Origin of the sequence: Pelomonas margarita, from assembly GCF_043555875.1 — a bacterium.
Classification (GTDB): Bacteria; Pseudomonadota; Gammaproteobacteria; order Burkholderiales; family Burkholderiaceae_C; genus Pelomonas; species Pelomonas margarita.
Genome location: NZ_JBIGHW010000004.1, coordinates 43,558 through 64,186, shown reverse-complemented (window position 1 = coordinate 64,186; position 20,629 = coordinate 43,558). Strand labels below are relative to the sequence as shown.

Below are 20,629 nucleotides of genomic sequence, written 5' to 3'. Positions count from 1 at the left end.
GGGTTTTGACATTCCCCCACGGACAAAGCCCCTCTGTAGTGGACGGCCGACGGCCTGGGTAGAATCCCGACCCTTCCTCCGCGGCCGCGCGCGTACGCGACCCGCACCCCATCCACCACAGCAACCTGGCCGACTCGGCAAGCCGAGATGCGCCGGAGGGACGCAGCACCCCTACCCGCCTGAAAGACCCGCCTGGATCATGTCCGACCTGAGCCTCCCTGTCTCGGCGCTACAACGCAGCCAGACCCAGCTCCCGGTGAGCGCCTACTTCGATCCCGATCTGTTCCAGCGCGAACAGGCCAGCATCTTTCAGCGAGGGCCCCGCTATGTCGGCCATGCACTGGCTGTACCGGAAATCGGCGACCACTATGCGTTGCCGCAGGAGGGCGAAGGCCGGGCGCTGGTGCGCTCCGCCCAAGGCATCGAGCTGATCTCCAACGTCTGCCGGCATCGCCAGGCGGTCATGCTGAAGGGGCGCGGCAACACACAGGCCAACATCGTCTGCCCGCTGCACCGCTGGACATATTCACATCAGGGCGAGCTGATTGGCGCGCCGCACTTCGACCACGACCCCTGCCTGAACCTGAACAACTACAAGTTGCGGGAATGGAACGGCCTGCTGTTCGAGGACAACGGCCATGACGTCGCCGCCGAGCTGGCCCAGCTCGGGCCGCGCGCGCAGCTGGACTTCTCCGGTTTCGTGCTCGACAAGGTGCAGGTCCACGAGTGCAACTACAACTGGAAGACCTTCATCGAGGTCTACCTGGAGGACTACCACGTCGGCCCCTTCCACCCCGGCCTGAGCGGCTTCGTCACTTGCGACGACCTGGCCTGGGAGTTCGGCAAGCACCACTCGGTGCAGACGGTCGGCGTGCACCAGGGGCTGGAGCGGCCCGGCTCACCGGTCTACCAGCGCTGGCATGACCAGCTCATGAAGTACCGAGAAGGCCGCCCGCCCGAGGCAGGCGCCATCTGGCTGACCTACTACCCGCACATCATGGTGGAGTGGTATCCACATGTGCTGGTGGTGTCCACGCTGCACCCGCAGGGCCCGCAGAAGACGCTGAACCTCGTCGAGTTCTACTACCCCGAGGAGATCGCGGCCTTCGAGCGCGACTTTGTCGAGGCCCACCAGGCCGCCTACATGGAGACCTGCGTGGAGGACGACGAGATCGGCGAGCGCATGGATGCCGGCCGCAAGGCGCTGCTGATGCGCGGCGACAACGAGGTGGGCCCCTACCAGAGCCCGATGGAAGACGGCATGCAGCACTTCCACGAGTGGTTCCGCCAGCAGATGGGCATGAGCGAAGGCACAGGCGCCTGATGCCCGCCCCGATGCTCATGGTTCTGGCGACTTTCCTGTTCGCCACCATGGGCGTCTGCGTCAAGCTGGCCAGCGAGCTCTACGCAGCCAGCGAGATCGTCATGTACCGCGGCCTGGTGGGCATGGTGATGATGGCCGTGCTGGTTCGCCAGCAAGGCCTCAGCCTCAAGACCCGCCTGCCCGGCATGCATCTGTGGCGCAGCATCTCGGGCGTCACCTCGCTGTGCCTGTGGTTCTACGCCATCGCCAAGCTGCCGCTGGCCACGGCGATGACGCTGAACTACATGTCCTCGGTCTGGATGGCGCTGTTCCTGCTCGGCGGCGCCGTGCTGATGGGCGCGCAGAAGCTGGACTGGCGTCTGATGGCCTCGGTGCTGTTGGGCTTCGTCGGCGTCGCGCTCATCCTGCGCCCCACGCTGGACCAGCAGCAGCTGTGGCACGGCCTCGCGGGCCTGCTGTCCGGCATGATCGCCGCGATGGCCTACCTGCAGGTCACCGCACTGGGCCGGGCCGGCGAGCCCGAGTTGCGCGTCGTCTTCTACTTCTCCGCCGGCGGCTGCGTGGCCGGCGCCGTCATCACCGGCATCACCGAAGGCGGCCTGCAAGCCCACACGCTGCGCGGCGCCGCGCTGCTGCTGGCCGTGGGCCTGCTGGCCACGACGGCCCAGGTCTGCCTAACCCGCGCCTACGCCATCGGCCGCCCGCTGGTGAACGCCTGCCTGCAGTACCTGGGCATCGTGTTCTCCTTCGGCTACGGCATGCTGCTGTTCAAGGACCCGCTGACCTGGCTGGCGGCCCTGGGCATGCTGCTCATCATCGGCGCCGGCATCGCGGCCACCTTGCTGCGCGCCCGGGCCGCGCCGCCGCCCAAGGACAGCCAGTTCAACCCCAACGAGTCCTGACCCATGGCCTACACGACGCTGATCTCCGCCGCCGAACTGCGCGCGCTGCACGACCCGCTCGTCCTGGACTGCAGCTTCGACCTCGCCGACACCGGTGCCGGCGAGCGCGCCTACGCGGCCGGCCACATCTCCGGCGCGTTCTACCTGCACCTGGACCGCGACCTCGCCGGCGCCACCACCAGCGCTGACGGCAGGTTCTACGGCCGCCACCCGCTGCCGGCACGCGAGACCTTCGCGGCGCTGATGCGCCGCCTGGGCCTGCGCGCGGGCCGTCAGGTCGTCACCTGCGACCGGCAGGGCGGCATGTACGCCGCCCGCGCGTGGTGGATGCTGCAATGGCTGGGCCATGCCGAGGTGGCCGTGCTGGACGGCGCCTGGGACGGCGACATGACGACCGCGCTGCCGGCCGCCACGCCCAGCACCTGGCAGCCCAGCGAACCGCTGGTGCAACAGATCAGCGCCGAGGCGCTGCTGACGCAGCTGGGCCGCGTCCGCCTCATCGACGCCCGCGCCGGGGAGCGCTTCCGCGGCGAGATCGAGCCGCTGGACAAGGCTGCCGGCCACATTCCCGGCGCCGCCAACCGCTTCTTCAAGGACAACCTCGGCGCCGACGGCCGCTTCAAGCCCGCCGCGCAGCTGCGCGCCGAACTGCAGGCCTTGGCCACCGGCAACGTCGTGCACCAGTGCGGCTCCGGCGTGACCGCCTGCCACAACCTGCTCGCCATGGCGCATGCCGGCCTGGGGCTAGGCGTGCTCTATGCGGGTTCGTGGAGCGAGTGGTCCGCCGACCCCGCGCGCCCCATCGCAAAGGGTTGATCTCCGACAAGCACATGACACACGCATGCGCCACACTGGGGTTCTCCGCAACGACGACAGGAGGACTGCATGTTCAAGCGCATCCTTGTTCCCACCGATGGCTCTGACATCACCACCCACGCGGTGGACATGGCCATCCAGCTCGCCAAGCTGCACGGCGCGCAGCTGCTGACGCTCAGCGTTATGGACCCCTTCCCCTACAGCGCGGTCTCGGAGATCCAGCCCGTGCCGCCGCAGGAGTTCATCGACGCGCAGCAGCGCCTGGCCAGCAAGCGCGTGGAAGACGTGTGTGCCGCGGCCGCGGCCGAGGGCCTGGCCTGCCAGGGCCACACGGTGGAAGCAGTCCACGCCTGGGAGGCCATCGTCGACCACGCCAAGGACCAGTCCGTCGACCTCATCGTCATGGCCTCGCATGGCCGCAAGGGCTTTGCGGCGCTGCTGATGGGCAGCGAGGCGCAGAAGGTGCTCACGCACGTCGACCTGCCCGTGCTCATCGTCAAGTGACGCGCGCTGCCGCCGCGCACTTCAGTGCGCGTGCGCGGCGCCGTGCAGCAGTGTTGACACCCCGAGCGACAGCGCCAGGCCAACGGCCAGCCAGGCCACCTGCGCGATGGTCTCGCGGATGGCCAGGCGCTGCTGCAGTTGCGGCAGCAGATCCGACACCGACACGTAGATGAAGCTACTGGCCGCAAGCACCAGCAGATAGGGCAAAGCTAGGTCGAACTGGCCGATCAGCAGCCAGCCCGACACCCCGCCCAGCACCGCCGCCATGCCCGACAGAGCATTGAACAGCAGCGCCTTGGCGCGGCTGAAGCCGGCGTTCAGCAGCACGATGTAATCGCCCACCTCCTGCGGGATCTCGTGGGCAACGATGGCCAGCGCCGTGGCCACGCCCAGCTTGGTGTCGGCCAGGAAGGCGGCCGCGATGATGGCGCCGTCGCAGAAGTTGTGGATGCTGTCGCCCACCAGCACCGACAGCCCGCCACGGCCCGCCTGCTCGGCGTCGAAGTGGTGATGGTGGTGGTGGCCATCACCCTCGTGGTGGTGCACATGCCGATACAGCTCCACCTTCTCCAGCAGCCAGAAGAACAGCAGGCCGCCCAGCAGCACGGCGAACAGCGTCTGCGGCTCGGCGGTGTGGCTCTCGAAGGCTTCGGGCAGCACGTTCAGCAGCGAGGTGCCCAGCAAAATGCCAGCCGACAGGCTGACCAGGCTCTTCACCAGGCGGGTCAGCACGCCCACGGTGAGGCTGGCGGCCACCAGCACCGACAGCAGGCCGCCCGCAAAGGTCGCGAGCACGATATAGAGAAGCGTCATGAAATCTGCCAAAGCAACGGGCCGCAGCTGCGGCCCGAGTGCAGTCAGCGTAGCAGAGCTGTCAAGCCTTCACGCCGTGGACGGCCAACCAGGCCAGGCAGCGCTTCCAGCCGTCCTCGGCCGCGGCCTTGCGGTAGCTGGGCCGGTAGTCGGCATGGAAGGCGTGCGGCGTGTCGGGGTAGACGACGAACTCGCTCCTCAGGTTGCCGGCGGCTTTCAGCGCTGTTTCCAGCTGCGTCAGCGTCTCCACCGGGATGCCACCATCCGCCGCGCCATACAGCGCCAGCACCGGCGCCTTGATGGCCGCGGCCAGCTCTACGATGGTCTTGTCACCCGGGTGGTAGGCCCGCGCCACCGGGCCGTACCAGGCCACGCCCGCCGCCACGCGCGGGTTGTGCGCCACGTAGCGCCAGGTCGTGCGCCCGCCCCAGCAGAAGCCGGTGATGGCCAGCCGGGCGGTGTCGCCACCCTGGGCGGCCGCCCAGGCCACCGTGGCGTCGAGGTCGGCCATGACCTGCGCATCGCTGGCCTTGCTGACCACCTCAGCGATGAGCCGCGCCGCCTCGGTGTAGGCACCGGCGTTGCCCTGGCGCACGAACAGCTCCGGCGCGATGGCCAGATAGCCCGCCTTGGCGAAGCGTCGGCACACATCGGCAATGTGCTCGTGCACGCCGAAGATCTCGCTGGCCACCAGCACGACCGGCAGGTGCTGCTTGCCGGCCGGCTGGGCGCGGTAGGCAGGCATCGCGAAGTCGCCCACCGGGATGGTCACCGGGCCCGCCTCCAGGCCCGCGGTGTCGGTCGTGACGGTCTGCGCCGTTACCGGCAGCACGGCGGCTGCAAAGCCGCTACCCACCGTGGTCTGCACAAAGCTGCGGCGGTTGAAATCGCGTGCGGGGCTGAGGCTGTCGATGTCGTCTTTCAGCATGGGCGCTCCGGGGGGCGTGAGTTACGAAGGGGCGTCAAATTTTGCCCCGACAATCCGCCGCCATGACGACGCGCCCCGATACAGCCGGCCAACTCTGGGCCTCCATCGACATCGGTTCCAACAGCTTCCGGCTGGAACTGGCCCGCCTCAGCGGCGAGCGCTATCAGCGGGTCAGCTACATCAAGGAAAGCGTGCGCCTAGGGGCCGGCCTGGACGACGAAGGCATGCTGACCGAGGCCGCCATGGAGCGCGGCCTGGCCTGCCTGAAGGGCTTCGGCGAGCAGCTGACCGGCATCCCGGCCGGGCGCGTGCGGGCCGTGGCTACGCAGACGCTGCGCGAGGCCCGCAACCGCAACGCCTTCCTGGCGCGCGCGCAGGCCGTGCTGGGCCATCCGGTGGAGGTAATCGCCGGCCGCGAGGAAGCCCGCCTGATCTACGCCGGCGTCGCGCGGCTGCAGCCCTCGGACAAGCCCCGGCTGGTCATCGACATCGGCGGCCGCTCCACCGAGATGATCCTGGGAACCGGCCGCAAGGCCGTGCTGGCCGAGTCCTACAGCGTCGGCAGCGTGGGCCTGTCCATGCGCTTCTTCGGCGACGGCCGCTACACCGAGGAGGCCTTCCGTGCAGCGCAGGTGGCCGCTGGGGCGGAGCTGGAGGAAGGCCTGACGCTGTTCCGCCCCGAGCTGTGGAGGGAGGCGCTGGGCTCGTCGGGCACGGCGGGCGCGGTGTCGCAGGTGCTTGCGGCATCGGGCCAGACCGACGGCCGCATCACGCCGGCCGCGCTGCGCTGGTGCATCAACCAATGCCTGGCCGCCGGCTCGCAGGACAAGCTGCAGCTGCCCGGCATGAAGGACGACCGCCGCCCCGTCGTGGCCGGCGGCCTGTGCATCCTCTACACGCTGCTGACGCAGTTCGGCATTGATGAGCTGTTGCCCACCAAAGGTGCGCTGCGCCAGGGCGTCATCTTCGACCTGGCCGAGCGGCAGCAGCCCAGCGGCGCCCGCGATCCGCGCGCCAATGCCGTGCAGCAGTTGCAGCAGCGCTTCGGCGTGGACCAGGCGCAGGCCGACCGCGTCGCCGAGAAGGCCGAGAAGCTCTACCGCCAGCTGGTGCCCAAGCCGCTGGCCGAGCCGCTGCGCGAACTGCGCTGGGCCGCTGCATTGCATGAGATCGGCATGCTGGTCTCGCATCACGACCACCACCGCCACAGCGCCTACATCCTCGGCCACGCGGACGCCGCCGGCTTCTCCACCAACCAGCTACAGCGGCTGGCCACGCTGGCGCTAGGCCAGCGGGGCGGCTTGCGCAAGCTGGAGGCACAGCTCGGCGAGGCGGGGCTGCTGGAACAGCTCGTCGCGCTGCGGCTGGCCGTCATCCTGTGCCACGCCCGCACGGTGCCCCCCGGCGTGCCGACGCTGGAGCGGGCCGGGCGGCGCCTGACGCTGCGCAGCCCGCGCAGCTGGTCCAACAAGCAGGCACGCACCCGCTTCCTGCTGAAGGAAGAGGCCGCGGCCTGGGCGCGCGGCGACCTGCTGGAGCTTGTTGTCAGCTGAAGGTGGCATCGGGCGGGTCGTGACCCGCCCCGGCTACAGCGCGTCCGGCCCCTGCACGGCGTGCAGCGTCACCTCCGGCGCGCCGTCACGCTGGCGCCAGCGCAGCCACCAGACAGCGCCCTTCTTCACCGCCCAGTCCTGCTCCACGCCGGCCAGCAGGTGCGCCGCCAGTTGGCCCAGCGTGGGCTGGTGGCCGCAGATCAGCACCGGCTCGCTGGCCTTGGGCCAGCGAGCGGCGTCCAGCAGCGCCTGGAGAGGCGCATCCGGCGCCAGCGTCGGCACGATGCGCGCCTCGCGCCCCAGCGCGTCGGCCGTCTGGCGGCAGCGCAGCGCCGGGCTGACGAGCACACGCGTGGACGCGGCCAGCCGGTGATTGAGCCAAGCCGCCATGCGCCGGGCCTGGCGTTCGCCCTTGGGCGTTAGCAGGCGCTGCAGGTCGTCCTGGCCGGGCGCGATGACTTCGGCTTCGGCGTGGCGCCACAGGATCAGGTCCATGAACTCACCTTGTTCCAGCGTTGCAGGCCAAGAGGCTCAGACATCACTGCTGTAGCGGCGCATCAGCGCCTGTTGCGCGCCGACGCCCGGCTCGCCGCTGATGCGCGCCGAGCGGCCGTCCGGGCCCAGCTGCCAGGCGTCCAGCGTGTCGTGCAGGTAGGGCTGCAAGGCCTCGTCGATGACACGCTGGCGCAGCCGGGCGTCCAGCACCGGCCAGGCCACCTCGATGCGGCGGAACATGTTGCGGCTCATCCAGTCGGCGCTGGACAGGAACAGCGCTTCGCCATCGTCGCTCTCCGCCCAGCGGAAGTAGCAGACCCGCGTGTGCTCCAGGAAGCGGCCCACCACCGAACGCACGACGATGTTGTCGCTGACGCCGGGCAGCCCTGGCGGCAGCATGCAGGCGCCGCGCACGATGAGGTCCACCTTGGCGCCGGCCTGGGCGGTGCGCAGCAACGCGTGGATGAGCTCTGCATCGGTCAGCGCGTTGATCTTGATCACCACGCGCGCAGCCTTGTAGCCGGCGCGCGCCGCGGCCTCCACCTGCGCCAACAGCTCCACCATGCGGCTGTGCATGTTGAACGGCGCGAGCAGCATGCGGCGCGGCGCCTTGAACTTGCCCAGCGACGCCAGCTGGCGGAACACCGAGTCGGCATCGGCCGTCAGGTCGGGGTCGGCGGTCAGCAGGCCCACGTCGGTGTACAGGCGCGCCGTCTTGGGGTTGTAGTTGCCGGTGGACAGGTGGGCATACCGGCGCAGCTTGCCGCCCTCGCGGCGCATCACCAGCAGCAGCTTGGCGTGGGTCTTGTAGCCCACGATGCCGTACACCACCTGCGCCCCCACGGCCTCCAGCCGCTCGGCCCAGTTGATGTTGGCCTCCTCGTCGAAGCGCGCCTTCAGCTCCACGACGGCCATGACTTCCTTGCCGCGCCGCGCCGCCTCTATCAGCAGGTCCATCAGCTCGCTCTTGGCGCCGGTGCGGTAGATGGTCTGCTTGATGGCCAGCACATCGGGGTCGTTGACCGCCTCGCGCAGCATCTGAACGACGGGGTCGAAGCTCTCGAACGGGTGGTGCAGCAGCACGTCGCCCTTGCGCAGCCGGTCGAAGATGGACTTGTGGCGCGGCAGCCGCCCCGTGGGCCAGGCCGGCTCGAAGGGCGCAAAGCGCAGCGCCGGCGCGTCGGTCTGGTCGATGAGCTCGTTGAGCCGCACCAGGTTGACCGGCCCGTTCACGCGGTACAGCGCTGCCGCCGGCAGGCCGAACTGCTCCAGCAGGAAGGCCGACAGCTCGGCCGGGCAGGTGTTGACGACCTCCAGCCGCACGGCGCGGCCGAAGTGGCGCGTCGTCAGGCCAGAGCGCAGCGCGTGGCGCAGGTTGGCGATCTCCTCCTCGTCCACCTCCAGGTCGGAGTCACGCGTGACGCGGAACTGCGAGAACGCCTCCACCTTGCGGCCGGGAAACAGCTCCTCCAGATGCGCGCGGATGACGCTGGTCAGCAGCACGAAGGCCTGGTGGCCGGCAGCCGGCGGGCGCTGGGCCGCTCCCGAGCCCGCCGCGCCCCCACGGGGGGCAGAAGCCGTACCCGGCGACGTGGGGGCCGACAGTTCCGCCGGCAGTTTGATGACGCGCGGCAGCACGCGCGGCACCTTGACGATGGCGATGCGGTTGTCGCGGCCGAAGGCGTCCTTGCCCGACAGCCGCGCGATGAAGTGCAGCGACTTGTTGGCCACCTGCGGGAAGGGGTGGGCCGGGTCCAGGCCCACCGGCACCAGCAGCGGCTTGACCTCGCGCTCGAAGAACTTGCCCACCCAGGCGCGCTGCGCGTCGTCACGGTCGGCGTGGTTGAGGATGACGATGCGCTGCTTTCGCAGCAGCGGCATCACCTGCTCATTGAACACGTGGTACTGCTCGTCGATCAACGTGTGGGCGGCGCGGCCCACGCGGTCCACGTCCTGGCCGGTCACGGTGCTCAGCGGGTCGCGCGCGGCGTCCAGCATGTCGGCAAAACGCACCTCGAAGAACTCGTCCAGGTTGCTGGACACGATGCAGATGTAGCGCAGCCGCTCCAGCAGCGGCACGTCCTCGCGCTGGGCCTGGGCCAGCACACGGCGGTTGAATTCCAGGATAGCCTGCTCGCGGTTGAGCAACTTCAGCGGCGTCGACGAATTAGCAGCGGTCATGATGAAAAGTGTATGAACGCTTTGTGACAGTCATGTGAGCCCCCCGCCGGGCACCGCGAAGGCCGTCCGGATAATCTGCCCCATGCACCTGATGATTCCCCATGCCGCCGCGCTGGACGACGCCGCGCGACATGCCTTTGCCGGCCTGGCCCTGCCCCATCTGGCCGCCCAGCTGGCACGGCTCAGCCCCGCCGAGACCTGGGGCAGCGACGAGTTCTCGCCCCAGCCGCCGCACCACCTGGCGCTGGCCGCGCTGCGCGGCCAGGCCGAGCCCAGCGCCGCCGCCTGGAGCGTGGACGCCGGCCCCGATCTGTGCTGGGCGCTGATGACGCCGGTTCACCTGGCCGTTGGCACCGACGGCGTGGACGTGCTGCCGCCCGCCGCACTGGCACTGTCGGAGTCCGAGGCCGCCCGCTTCGCTGCCGTGCTGCACGAGCTGTGGCCCGAGCAGGAAGGCTGGCAGTGGCGGCTGCTGGACGCGCAGCGCTGGGCCATCGCCCACGCCAGCGCGCTGGACGGCCTGCAGGCCGCCAGCTTCGAACGTGCCGCCGGCCAGCACATCGAGCCTTGGCTGCCGCAGCACCGCACACTGCGCCGCTGGCAGAACGAGGCCCAGATGCTGCTGCACGGCCATGCACTGAACGCCGAGCGCGAGGCGCGAGGCGAGCATGTCGTCAACTCGGTCTGGATCGGCGACATCGGCCGCAGCAACGGCCAGCCCGCCGACATCACCGTGGACGACCGCCTGACCGCGCCGCTGCTCAACGGCGACCTCGCCGCTTGGGCCGAGGCCTGGCAGCGGCTGGATGCCGGCCCGCTGGCGCAGCCGTTGACGAGCCTGACGCTGTGCGGCCAGCGCGTCGCGCGCCGCTTCACGGCCCAGCCGCTGTCGTGGATGGACCGGCTCAAGCGCCGGTTCCAGGCGCCCGAGCTGGCCGCCGTGCTGGAGGCGCTGTGAACGCGCCGCGACTGGTTGAGCGCGAGGTCAACCCGCGCAGCGCCTGGGCGCTGGAGCAGGCCGGCGTCGCCCCGCTGCTGGCGCGGCTGCTGGCCGCGCGCGGCGTGCGCGAGGCCGCCGAACTGGACGAGAACCTCGGCCAGCTGTTGCCGCCCACCGGCCTGCTGGGGCTGGACGCGGCCGCGACGCTGCTGGCCGACACGCTGCAGGCCGGCCGGCGCATCGTCATCGTGGCCGACTACGACTGCGACGGCGCCACCGCCTGCGCCGTGATGCTGCGCGGCCTGCGCCAGCTGGGCGCCCTGCCCGACACGCTGGGCTACGTCGTGCCCGACCGTGCCGTGCACGGCTACGGCCTAACGCCCACCATCGTGGACCTGGCGCTGGCGCAGCGGCCCGACCTGCTGGTAACCGTGGACAACGGCATTGCCAGCCTGGCCGGCGTGGCCCATGCCCGCGCGCGCGGCCTGCAGGTGCTGGTGACCGACCACCACCTGCCCGCCGTCGTCGACGGCGCCATCGTTGTCCCCGAGGCGGACGCCATCGTCAACCCCAACCAGCCCGGCTGCAGCTTCCCGAGCAAGTCGCTGGCCGGCGTGGGCGTGGCCTTCTACGTGCTGCTGGGCCTGCGCGCCGAGCTGCGCCGCCGCGGCGCCCTGCCCCAGCCCGAGCCGCGGCTTGACGGGCTGCTGGATCTGGTAGCGCTGGGCACCGTGGCCGACGTGGTGAAGCTGGACGCCAACAACCGCCGCCTCGTCGCCCAGGGCCTGAAGCGCATGCGCGCCGGCCGCGCGCAGCCGGGCGTGATGGCCTTGTTCAGCGCCGCCAAGCGCGATGCCAGCAAGGCCCAGGGCTTCGATCTCGGCTTTGCCTTGGGCCCGCGCATCAACGCGGCCGGCCGGCTCTCCGACATGACGCTGGGCATCGAGGCGCTGACCACCGACGACCCCGAGCGCGCGCTGCAACTGGCCACGCAGCTGGACGCCATCAACCGCGAGCGCCGCGACATCGAGGCCGGCATGCGCGAGATGGCCGAGGCGCGGCTGGACGGGCTGGTCGAGGCGCTGCAGGGCGCGTTGCCGCCGGCCGTAGCCCTGTTCGATGCCGACTTCCACGAGGGCGTGGTGGGCATCGTCGCGTCGCGCATTAAGGACCGCGTACACCGCCCCACCTTCGTGTTCGCGCGCGGTGCCGACGGCCAGCTCAAGGGCTCGGGCCGCTCCATCCCGGGCTTCCACCTGCGCGACGCGCTGGACCTGGTGGCCAAGCGCGAGCCCGACCTGCTGGCCAAGTTCGGCGGCCACGCGATGGCGGCCGGCGCCACGCTGGCCGTGGACGACATCAACCGCTTCGCGCTCGCGCTGGCCCGGGTGGCCGAGGAGTGGCTCAGCGAGCAGGACCTGACCCGCACGCTGTGCCACGACGGCGCCCTACCGCCCGAGGCCGCCACGCCAGAGACGGCGCGACTTCTGGACGCACAGGTCTGGGGCCAGGGCTTCGAGCCGCCGGTGTTCTGCGACCGCTTCGAGCTGGTCTCGCAGCGCCTGGTGGGCGAGAAGCACCTCAAGCTGCGGCTGCGCCAGGCCGGCCGGCTCATCGACGGCATCTGGTTCAACCACGTGGACATGCTGCCCGAGCGCGCCACGCTGGCCTACCGGCTCAGCCTGGACGAATGGCAGGGGCAGCAGCGGCTGCAGTACGTCATCGAGGCCGCCGCCTGAGGCGCTGAGGCTGGCCCGAGCCGGGGGCGTGACGCAGTTGGCAGGATCAACACCCGGGGTTACCCGCGTCACGGGACTGACACAGTCGCTTCCAAGAATGCGCAGCGGTGACTCTGCCGGCTGTTTCGGCAGGGTGCGCCGCTCGGAGCCCCCATGCGCAACACGGCGTCAGCCCCCCTTGCCCAAGCCCTGGACCGGCTGATCGCGCAGCGCAGCTTCGACATCCATTTCCAGCCGCTGGTCGCCATCGACCGCGCCGACATCTACGGCTTCGAGGCCCTCACGCGCGCGCCAGCTGACGGCCCGCTGCACTCGCCCCTGGTGCTGTTCGAGGCCGCAGCGCGATTGGGCCGGCTGGTGGAGCTGGAGCGGCTGATCGTGCAGAGCGCGACACAGCGCTTCAAGGCGCTGGGTCTGCCCGGCAGCCTGTTCCTCAACGTCACCGCCGACACCCTGCTGGGCGCGCGCGAGCATGCCGGCCGGCTGGCCATGCAGCTCCAGGAACTCGGACTGCCGACCTCCCGTGTGGTCATCGAGCTGACCGAAACGAGGCCAATCGACGATTTGGAGCAGCTCGATGGCGCATTGCAGGCGCTGCGCGAGCGGGGCTTTCGCGTCGCGCTGGACGACCTCGGCGAGGGCTTTGCGTCGCTGCGCCGCTGGATGGAGATGCGGCCGGACTTCGTCAAGATCGACCGCCACTTCATCGACGGCATCGCGCAGGAGCCGCTGAAGCAGCAGTTCGTGCGCTCCATCGTCGAGATGGCCGCCACCAGCGGCTGCGAGGTGGTGGCTGAGGGGCTGGAACAGGAGCCCGACCTGGACGTGCTGCGCCGCCTGGGCGTGACGCTCTGCCAGGGCTACCTCTTCGCCCGCCCCAGCGCCACGCCGCGCACGTCGCTGAGCGTGCCATGGAGCGGGCGGCTTGCCACTGCCGCGCAACCGCGCCTGCTGCAGAACGACCTGGCGCTGCCGCTGGGCCAGGGCGCCATCACCAGCGCTGCGCAGCTGGCCCGCCGCGGGCTCACCGTCACACCGGACACCAACTGCCGCAGCATCGTGGACCTGTTCCACGGCGACGACCAACTGCTGGCCATTCCCGTGCTCGACGGTCAACAGCGCCCCATCGGCGTGCTGCGCTCGCTGCATGTGCTCAAGCGCAGCACGGAGCGCTTCTTCATGGACATCTTCGACCGGCGCAGCTGCGCGGAACTGATGGACCCGCACCCGCTGGTGTTCGACGTCGCCACGCCGCTGCGCGCGATGAGCGATGCCGTGGCCAACCTGGACGAGCGGCTGCTGATCGACGGTTTCATCATCACCCGCGACGGCACCTACTTCGGCGCCGGGCGCAGCTCCGACCTGCTCAAGGCCGTCTCTGACCTGCAGGTGCACGCCGCGCGCTACGCCAACCCGCTGACGCTGCTGCCCGGCAACGTGCCGCTGGACAACCACCTGGAGCGCCTCATCGAAGCCGGCGAGACCTTTGCCGCCGTGGTCTGGGACATCGACCACTTCAAGCCCTTCAACGATGTCTACGGCTACCGCATCGGCGACGACATCATCCGCCTGGCCGCGCGTGTGCTGACCCAGGCGGTGGACCCGCAGCTGGACTTCGTGGGCCATGTCGGCGGCGATGACTTCGTGCTGGCCATGGTCAGCCCGGACTGGGAGGCGCGCCTCACCCGCATCTGCCAGGCCTTTGATGCCGGCGTGCGCAGCTTCTTCTCGGCCGAGCACCTGGCCGCGGGTGGCTACGTGACGCTGAACCGCCAGCACCAGCCCAGCTTCCACCCGCTGCCCACCTTCTCGGCGGGCGCCATCCTGCATGTGCCCGGCTCGTTCGACAACGCGCGCGCACTGAGCGCCGCGCTCGCCGAACCCAAGCGCGTGGCCAAAGGTCGCGCCGGCAACAGCCGCTACTTCATCGACCGACGCCACCCCCTCCCGCGCCACGACCTGGCCGCCTGAACAGCCCCCGCCCATGACGCTACTCAAGTTCTCCGCACACTGGAGCCTGCGCACGCGCCTCGGCCTCGTCGCCGTGCTGTCGCTGCTGCTGGGCCTGCTGCCCAGCGGCGCGCTGCTGGAGCAGTACATCGAACAACTCGATGTCGTGTCCGCCGAACAGCATGGCCTGCCGGCCAACCAGGCCTGGCAGGCGCTGCTGGCTGCACTGCAACACCAGCGTGGCCTGGGTGCCGAGGCGCTGAGCACCAGGCCCGACCTCAAGCCGCAGGCCGAGACCGCCACGCAGCAGGTGCTGCGTGCGCTGCAAGCACTGGAGCAAGCACTGGCCGACGACAAGCTGGCGCCAGCACTCGTCGCCCAGCAACGCGAACGCGTGTCGCGCCTGCGTGAGCTGCAGGCCGAACTGAGCAAAGCATTGACCGACGGACCGCTCGATGCGGCCCGGCTGATGACGGCGCAACGACAACTGGCGCAAGTGGCGTTCGAGGCCATTGCCGAGCTCAACGCCGGCACGGGCCTGCTGCTGGACCCGCAGGCCTCGTCCTACTTCGCCATCATCGCGGGCCTGCAGGCCGCACCCCGGGTACAGGACGCGCTGTCCGAGCTGGGCGCCCTGGCCCGCGCCGCCGCCGTGGACGACATGGCCACCATGTCGGCCGCGCATACGCGCTACCGCGAGCACGCCGCGCAGATGCAGATCCATCTGCAACTGGCATTGCAGGCCGACCAGGGCTCGCTCAGCGAGCGCCTCAAGCCGCTGGCCGACAAAGCCAAGGCGCAGCGCCAGCAAGTCGACGAAACGCTGGCCGCCGCTGCAAGCGACGTCAACTTCCCGCTGGACCAGTTGGCCGCCCGGCTGGCCGAAGCCGGCGCGCTGCAAAGCCAGCTCAGCGAACAGGTGGTCGAGGCGCTGCAGGCCGCGCTGGCCGACCGGGCCGACACCGCGCGCACCTACCGCAACACCGTGCTCGTGCTGCTGCCGGCGGCGTTGGCGCTGATGATTTTCATCATGGTGCGCTCCATCCGGCAGTTGCTGATCCCGGTGGGCCAGATGGTGGACGTCACCGAACGCATCGCCGCCGGCGACCTCAGTCAGGCCGTGCCTGCGGGCCGGCGCGACGAACTCGGCCGCGTGCTTACCGCGCTGGCCCACATGCAACAGCGCCTGCGCGACCTGGTGGAGCGCATCCATGCCGACGCCGGGGGCATACGCCATGCCGTGCACGAGATCGCCGCCGGCAACCAGGACCTTGCCGACCGCACCGAGCAGGCCGCCGCGCGCTTGCAGCAGACCGCCTCCAACGTGCAGGCACTCACCGCGGCCGTGCAGCACAGCCGGACCTCGGCGCGCCACGCCGAGGCGCTGGCCAGCTCGGCGGCCGACGTCGCCGCCCAGGGGGGGCAAGTGGTCGGCGCGGTCGTCGCCACGATGAAAGGCATCGCGGACGCCAGCCAGCGCATCGGCGACATCACAGGCCTGATCGACGGCATCGCCTTCCAGACCAACATCCTGGCGCTGAATGCGGCGGTGGAGGCCGCCCGGGCCGGCGACGCTGGCCGCGGCTTCGCCGTGGTGGCCACCGAGGTGCGCGCGCTGGCCCAGCGCAGCGCCACGGCGGCCCGCGAGATCAAGTCGCTGATCGGCCAGTCCGTCGAACGGGTGGAAGCCGGCACCGCCCAGGCCACGCAAGCAGGCAGCGCCGTCCAGGCCATCCTCGGCAAAGTGCGCGACATGGACACGCTCATCCACACCATGGCCGAACAGACCCGCGCCCAGGCGCAACAGACCGACGAGGTGGGTGCCGCGGTGCAGGCCATCGACGCCATGACGCAGCAGAACGCCGCGCTCGTCCAGGAGGCCGCCGCCGCGGCCGACAGCCTGCGCGGCCAGGCCCAGGGCATGGACGACACCGTCAACGCCTTCCGGCTGTGAGCGACAAGCCCTGCTGACCGTATCGGCCTGGCCGGCCTGCCAGAATCAGGCCGTGAATCTCGCCGCCACGCTCAACGCCGACCTGCACTGCCACTCCACCGTCTCGGACGGCACGATGACGCCCGAGGCGCTGGCCGCGCGGGCGCACGCGGCCGGCGTGCAGCTGTGGTCGCTGACCGACCATGACGAGATCGGCGGCCAGCAGCGCGCCATCGACGCCGCCCTCGCGCTGGGCCTGCCCTACCTGACCGGCACCGAGATCTCGGTCACCTTCGCGGGCCGCGTGGTGCACATCGTGGGCCTGGGCTTCGACCACACCGCGCCCGAACTGATCGAGGGCCTGCGCGCCACCCGGGGCGGCCGCGAGGCCCGTGCCCGCGAGATGGCAGCCAGCCTTGCCGCGGCCGGCATCCCGGGCGCGTTCGAGGGCGCGCTGAAGTACGTCGGCAACCCCGACCTGATCTCGCGCACCCATTTCGCCCGCTTCCTGGTGGACGGCGGTCACTGCAGCGACGTGCCCGAGGTCTTCCGCCGCTTCCTGACCGAGGGCAAGCCCGGCTTCGTGGCGCACAAGTGGGCCAGCCTGAAGGACGCCGTGGGCTGGATCACCCGCGCGGGTGGCGCCGCCGTCATCGCCCACCCGGGCCGCTACGACTTCACGCCCACCGAGGAATACGCGCTTATCACCGAGTTCGTCGCCCATGGCGGCCGTGGCATCGAGGTGGTGACGGGCAGCCACACGCCGGCCGAGTTCACGGAGTATGCGGACACCGCCCGCGAGTTCGACCTGCTGGCCTCGCGCGGCTCGGACTTCCACTGCCCCGAGGAAAGCCGCGTCGACCTCGGCACGCTGCCGCCTTTGCAGGCCAGCCTGACACCGGTCTGGGCAGCGCTGGCGGACCGCATCCACCACCGCTGAGTTTGGCGGCGCGCAGCGCGGGTTACGCTAAGCCATGGCCCAGCTCTTCGACGTCCACCCCGACAACCCGCAGCCGCGCTTCCTGCGCCAGTGCGTGCAGATGCTGCAGGCCGGCGGCATCGGCGCGGTGCCGACCGATTCCAGCTACGCCCTCGTCTGCCACCTCAACGACAAGGCCGCCGCCGAGGCGCTGCGCCGCGTGCGCGGCGTGGACGACAAGCACCACCTGACGCTGCTGTGCCGCGACCTGTCGGAGCTGGCCACCTACGCGATGGTGGACAACCGGCAATACCGGCTGCTCAAGTTGGCCACGCCGGGCGCCTACACCTTCATCCTGCCGGCCACCAAGGAAGTGCCGCGGCGCCTGTCCCACCCCAGCCGCCGCACCATCGGCCTGCGCGTGCCGGAGCACCGCGTCACGCAGGACCTGCTGGCACTGCTGGGCGAGCCGCTGCTGTCCACCACGCTGATCCCGCCCGGCGACAGCGAGGCGCTGAACGACGCCACCGAAGTGGCCGAGCGGCTGGACCGGCAGCTGCAGTTCATCCTCGACGCCGGCGCCTGCCCGGCCCAGCCCACCACGGTGCTGGACCTCAGCCAGGGCGACGAGCCCGTACTGGTGCGCCAGGGCCGGGGCGACGTGGCCCGCCTGGGCCTGCAGCTGGGCTGAACGCGGCTGAAACGGCGGCGGCTGGCTGCCACTCATCCCGCCTTGCTGCAGTTCATCCGGCGCGGCCAGCGATTGATCGCAGTCGGGTGGCAGGGCCCGGCCCCATTGCAGACACTGACTCCATCGAACAAGCAATCACGCCGTTCGAAACCCACCGAATGGAGTCCATCATGAACCTGCAAGACAAGCTCTTCACCGCCGTCATCGCCGCTGCCGCTGGCCTGACCTTCTCCGTCGCCGCCACTGCCGCGCCGCAACCCACCGTCAAGCTGGAACGCGTCGTCGTCACCGGCAAGGCGGTCCGTGCCGAAGCCCCGGTCATCGCCCAGCTGCCGCGCGTCGTCGTCACCGGCTACAGCGAAGCCACGCTGCTGCGCCACACCACGCTGGCCGCCGCCAAGCCCGCCACCAAGCGCATCTGAACGGGGCGATCCGTCGATGCGAATGACGCCTCTTCTTCCCACCGCCGCCGAGTCGAGTCGCCAGCGCTGCTGAGTCAGCGCTGCCGACTCGGCTCGGCCTTGTCGTCCAGGATCTGCAGCATGCGTGCGCGGTCGAAGCCGATCACCGTCTGCCCGCGCACCACCAGCGTGGGCGTGCCGCGCCCGCCGCGGGCCACGTAGTCTGCGCGGCACTGCGCGTCGCGCTCCAGGAAGCACTCCTGGAACGGGATGCCCTCGCTCGTCATCCAGCGCCGCGCGGTGGTGCACCAGCCGCAGGTCTCGGACGAGATCATGCGGATGTCGCCCGGCTGCACGTGCGCAGCCAGCTGGCGCGCATCCTGCGCAGACACATGGCTGCGCCAGCCCCAGGAGGCGAGCGACGCGACGGCGATGACCGCCAGCAGGGACCAGGGCAGCTTCATGCCCCGGATGTTAGGAGCTGCTCAGTACACCTCGGGCACGATGAGCTCGGCCGGCACCGGGTGGCGGATGTAGTCCTCGCGCCGCTGGCGGGCCGGCAGCTCGATGTCGGCATGCGACACCTCCTCGTACGGCATCTGGCTCAGCAGGTGACGGATGCAGTTCAGCCGCGCACGCTTCTTGTCGTCGGCCGGCACCACCCACCAGGGCGACTCGGGGATGTGCGTGCGCTCCAGCATCACCTCCTTGGCCTTGGTGTATTCCTCCCAGCGGCGGCGGGATTCCAGGTCCATGGGGCTCAACTTCCACTGCTTCAGCGGGTCGTGGATGCGACCCAGGAAGCGCACGCGCTGCTCGTCGTCGCTGATGGAGAACCAGTACTTGATGAGCTGGATGCCCGAGCGCTGCAGCATGCGCTCGAACTCGGGGGCCGAGCGGAAGAACTCCTCGTACTGCTCGTCGGTGCAGAAGCCCATCACGCGCTCCACGCCGGCGCGGTTGTACCAACTGCGGTCGAACAGCACGATCTCGCCGGCCGCCGGCAGGTGCGATACGTAGCGCTGGAAGTACCACTGCGTGCGCTCGCGATCGTTGGGCGCCGGCAGCGCGGCCACGCGGCACACGCGCGGGTTCAGCCGCTGTGTGATGCGCTTGATGACGCCGCCCTTGCCCGCCGCGTCGCGCCCCTCGAACAGGATGACCACCTTGTGGCCCGTGTGCTGCACCCAGTCCTGCAGCTTTACCAGCTCGCTCTGCAGCCGGAACAGCTCGCGGAAATAGCGACGCCGCTCGGTGGATGCGTCAGCAGGCTCGTCGCCCGCCGTCACGCCAGAGTCGCGGTCCTCCAGTTCGAGCTCCAGCTCCTCGTCGAAATCGTCCTGCAGATCGCGGTGAATGCGCTTCACCAGCTCGTCTTCGATGTGCCCCAAGTTCGGCTCCCGGCTGAAAGCCGGCAGGCTAGCGGCCGCGTGTGGCGCGGCCATGACAGCGCCGCCGCCTCAGAGCCTGTGAATGAATCCGGCGCGCCCGAGCGGGCGCCCCAAGTGCCGCCAATCAAGGCGCAAAGCACAGCCGTAGCTCGGGCTACGGCGCGTATTTGCAACGCCGAGTGGCGGCGTTTGGGGCGGACGAGCGGGTGTGATGGATTTGTTCAAAGGCTCTCAGCCCGGCACGCGGTAGTTCGCCGGCCCGAACAGGTCCACGCCGCATTCGAGTTGCTCCGCCCAGGCGATGAACTCCTGCACCGCCGGGCCCACCATGGGCGCGCCGTGCTGCGGCGCGATCATCCGGATGTCCAGCTGCCGCACCATGGCCGCCCACAGCCGCAGCACCTTGTTGCTGACCATGTAGCGGCGGTGGAAGCCCTCCATGCGCGGGATGTGCGCGGCCAGCGACGTGACCGGCTGCTCCGGGTTCAGGCTCGTGCCCAGGGACGCCCCCAGGTCGCCCGAGAACAGGATGCGGCTGACCGGGTCGTAGAACTGGAAATTGCCCTCGGCGTGCAGGAAGTGCGCCGGCAGCGCCCACAGCTCGAAGCGGTCCGCCCCCGCGCCCAGCCGCAGCCGCTCGCCGGCATCGGGCAAGCCCACGATGCGGCCCGCCGTCTTGCCGGGCTTGCAGAAATGCGGTGCGAAGCGCTCCCAGATGCGCGAGATATAGACCGGCGCCACCGTGGCCGTCATCCAGCGGTCCAGCGACGCAATGATGTCCGGGTCGGCATGCGAGGCCAGGATGGCCGCCAGCTTGTGCGGCGGGAAGAAGGCCGACATGCCCAGGTAGAGCTCGTGATAGGCGATGTTGCCGCCGGGGTCGAGGATGGCGCCGGTGTCCCCATTGACGAGCAGGAACTGGTTGGACTGCACGGCATCGCCGCCCTCGTCGCCCAGCCGCGCGAACATGACGCAGACATGCCGGTCCTGGCGGAACAACTCGATGGACATCCTGGCAACCCGGAGAGTGATGGTGGTGGCTGCGCAGGCTAACCGCGCCACAGGTGGCACGTCTTGAGCAAGATCAAGGTCGGCCTGATGCTGTATGCATTTACAGTCTCGCCCTCCCTGTTTTCGACATGCCAGATG

General features: G+C 70.2%; 19 protein-coding genes. 12 read left to right on the top strand and 7 right to left on the bottom strand.

What is annotated here, in order from left to right; genetic code table 11:
* Window positions 1-199: 199 nt before the first annotated feature.
* From ACG0Z3_RS08805 to ACG0Z3_RS08790, 4 genes are all read left to right on the top strand, one after another.
* Entirely contained in the window at window positions 200-1,324 is a 1,125-nt protein-coding gene (locus ACG0Z3_RS08805; protein WP_394396919.1) for an aromatic ring-hydroxylating oxygenase subunit alpha, read from the top strand.
* 17 nt (window positions 1,325-1,341) lie between these two features.
* The gene (locus tag ACG0Z3_RS08800) at window positions 1,342-2,226 is read left to right on the top strand and encodes a DMT family transporter (RefSeq protein WP_394397502.1); all 885 of its coding nucleotides are present in this window, start codon (window positions 1,342-1,344) and stop codon (window positions 2,224-2,226) included.
* A gap of 3 nt (window positions 2,227-2,229) precedes the next feature.
* Entirely contained in the window at window positions 2,230-3,042 is an 813-nt protein-coding gene (locus ACG0Z3_RS08795) for a sulfurtransferase (protein ID WP_394396918.1), read from the top strand.
* Window positions 3,043-3,111: 69 nt separating this feature from the next.
* Window positions 3,112-3,546, top strand: coding sequence for a universal stress protein (locus ACG0Z3_RS08790; protein ID WP_268168436.1), 435 nt, complete (start codon window positions 3,112-3,114; stop codon window positions 3,544-3,546).
* Between the two features lie 21 nt (window positions 3,547-3,567).
* Here the strand turns inward: ACG0Z3_RS08790 and ACG0Z3_RS08785 are convergent, their stop codons facing one another.
* Both ACG0Z3_RS08785 and ACG0Z3_RS08780 read right to left on the bottom strand, forming a co-directional pair.
* A complete protein-coding gene (locus ACG0Z3_RS08785; protein WP_394396915.1) occupies window positions 3,568-4,359 on the bottom strand; it encodes a ZIP family metal transporter in 792 nt (263 codons plus the stop codon).
* Between the two features lie 61 nt (window positions 4,360-4,420).
* On the bottom strand, window positions 4,421-5,287 hold the full coding sequence (locus tag ACG0Z3_RS08780; RefSeq protein ID WP_394396914.1) for a dienelactone hydrolase family protein: 867 nt from the start codon (window positions 5,285-5,287) through the stop codon (window positions 4,421-4,423).
* A 62-nt stretch (window positions 5,288-5,349) separates the two neighbouring features.
* Here ACG0Z3_RS08780 and ACG0Z3_RS08775 point away from each other — a divergent pair, with 62 nt between their 5' ends.
* Entirely contained in the window at window positions 5,350-6,840 is a 1,491-nt protein-coding gene (locus tag ACG0Z3_RS08775; RefSeq protein WP_394396913.1) for a Ppx/GppA phosphatase family protein, read from the top strand.
* A 33-nt stretch (window positions 6,841-6,873) separates the two neighbouring features.
* On the opposite strand, the gene ACG0Z3_RS08770 is transcribed toward ACG0Z3_RS08775, so the two are convergent.
* On the bottom strand, window positions 6,874-7,335 hold the full coding sequence (locus ACG0Z3_RS08770; protein ID WP_394396911.1) for a SixA phosphatase family protein: 462 nt from the start codon (window positions 7,333-7,335) through the stop codon (window positions 6,874-6,876).
* 36 nt (window positions 7,336-7,371) lie between these two features.
* Window positions 7,372-9,516: a polyphosphate kinase 1 gene (gene ppk1 / locus ACG0Z3_RS08765; protein ID WP_394396910.1), complete on the bottom strand. Its 2,145-nt coding sequence runs from the start codon at window positions 9,514-9,516 to the stop codon at window positions 7,372-7,374.
* Between the two features lie 82 nt (window positions 9,517-9,598).
* Between ppk1 and ACG0Z3_RS08760 the strand changes: the two genes are divergently transcribed.
* From ACG0Z3_RS08760 to ACG0Z3_RS08730, 7 genes are all read left to right on the top strand, one after another.
* The gene (locus tag ACG0Z3_RS08760; protein WP_394396908.1) at window positions 9,599-10,474 is read left to right on the top strand and encodes a hypothetical protein; all 876 of its coding nucleotides are present in this window, start codon (window positions 9,599-9,601) and stop codon (window positions 10,472-10,474) included.
* Window positions 10,471-12,195 carry a single-stranded-DNA-specific exonuclease RecJ gene (gene recJ / locus ACG0Z3_RS08755; RefSeq protein ID WP_394396907.1) on the top strand — a complete coding sequence of 575 codons (1,725 nt, stop codon included), beginning with the start codon at window positions 10,471-10,473 and terminating at the stop codon, window positions 12,193-12,195. The genes ACG0Z3_RS08760 and recJ overlap by 4 nt, the downstream gene beginning before the upstream one ends.
* 153 nt (window positions 12,196-12,348) lie before the next feature.
* Entirely contained in the window at window positions 12,349-14,166 is a 1,818-nt protein-coding gene (locus ACG0Z3_RS08750) for a bifunctional diguanylate cyclase/phosphodiesterase (protein WP_394396906.1), read from the top strand.
* Between the two features lie 13 nt (window positions 14,167-14,179).
* Window positions 14,180-16,099 (top strand): methyl-accepting chemotaxis protein, encoded by a 1,920-nt coding sequence (locus ACG0Z3_RS08745; RefSeq protein WP_394396904.1) that lies wholly within the window; start codon window positions 14,180-14,182, stop codon window positions 16,097-16,099.
* 115 nt (window positions 16,100-16,214) lie between these two features.
* Window positions 16,215-17,018 carry a phosphatase gene (locus ACG0Z3_RS08740; protein WP_394397501.1) on the top strand — a complete coding sequence of 268 codons (804 nt, stop codon included), beginning with the start codon at window positions 16,215-16,217 and terminating at the stop codon, window positions 17,016-17,018.
* A 34-nt stretch (window positions 17,019-17,052) separates the two neighbouring features.
* Window positions 17,053-17,688, top strand: coding sequence for an L-threonylcarbamoyladenylate synthase (locus ACG0Z3_RS08735; RefSeq protein ID WP_394396902.1), 636 nt, complete (start codon window positions 17,053-17,055; stop codon window positions 17,686-17,688).
* Between the two features lie 170 nt (window positions 17,689-17,858).
* Entirely contained in the window at window positions 17,859-18,110 is a 252-nt protein-coding gene (locus ACG0Z3_RS08730; protein ID WP_394396900.1) for a hypothetical protein, read from the top strand.
* Between the two features lie 74 nt (window positions 18,111-18,184).
* Here ACG0Z3_RS08730 and ACG0Z3_RS08725 read toward each other — a convergent pair whose 3' ends face one another.
* From ACG0Z3_RS08725 to ACG0Z3_RS08715, 3 genes are all read right to left on the bottom strand, one after another.
* Entirely contained in the window at window positions 18,185-18,553 is a 369-nt protein-coding gene (locus tag ACG0Z3_RS08725) for a glutaredoxin family protein (RefSeq protein ID WP_394396898.1), read from the bottom strand.
* A 21-nt stretch (window positions 18,554-18,574) separates the two neighbouring features.
* The gene (gene ppk2, locus ACG0Z3_RS08720) at window positions 18,575-19,456 is read right to left on the bottom strand and encodes a polyphosphate kinase 2 (RefSeq protein WP_394396897.1); all 882 of its coding nucleotides are present in this window, start codon (window positions 19,454-19,456) and stop codon (window positions 18,575-18,577) included.
* 255 nt (window positions 19,457-19,711) lie between these two features.
* Window positions 19,712-20,491, bottom strand: a complete 780-nt coding sequence (locus ACG0Z3_RS08715) for an oxygen-binding di-iron domain-containing protein (protein WP_394396896.1) — start codon at window positions 20,489-20,491, stop codon at window positions 19,712-19,714.
* Window positions 20,492-20,629: the final 138 nt, after the last annotated feature.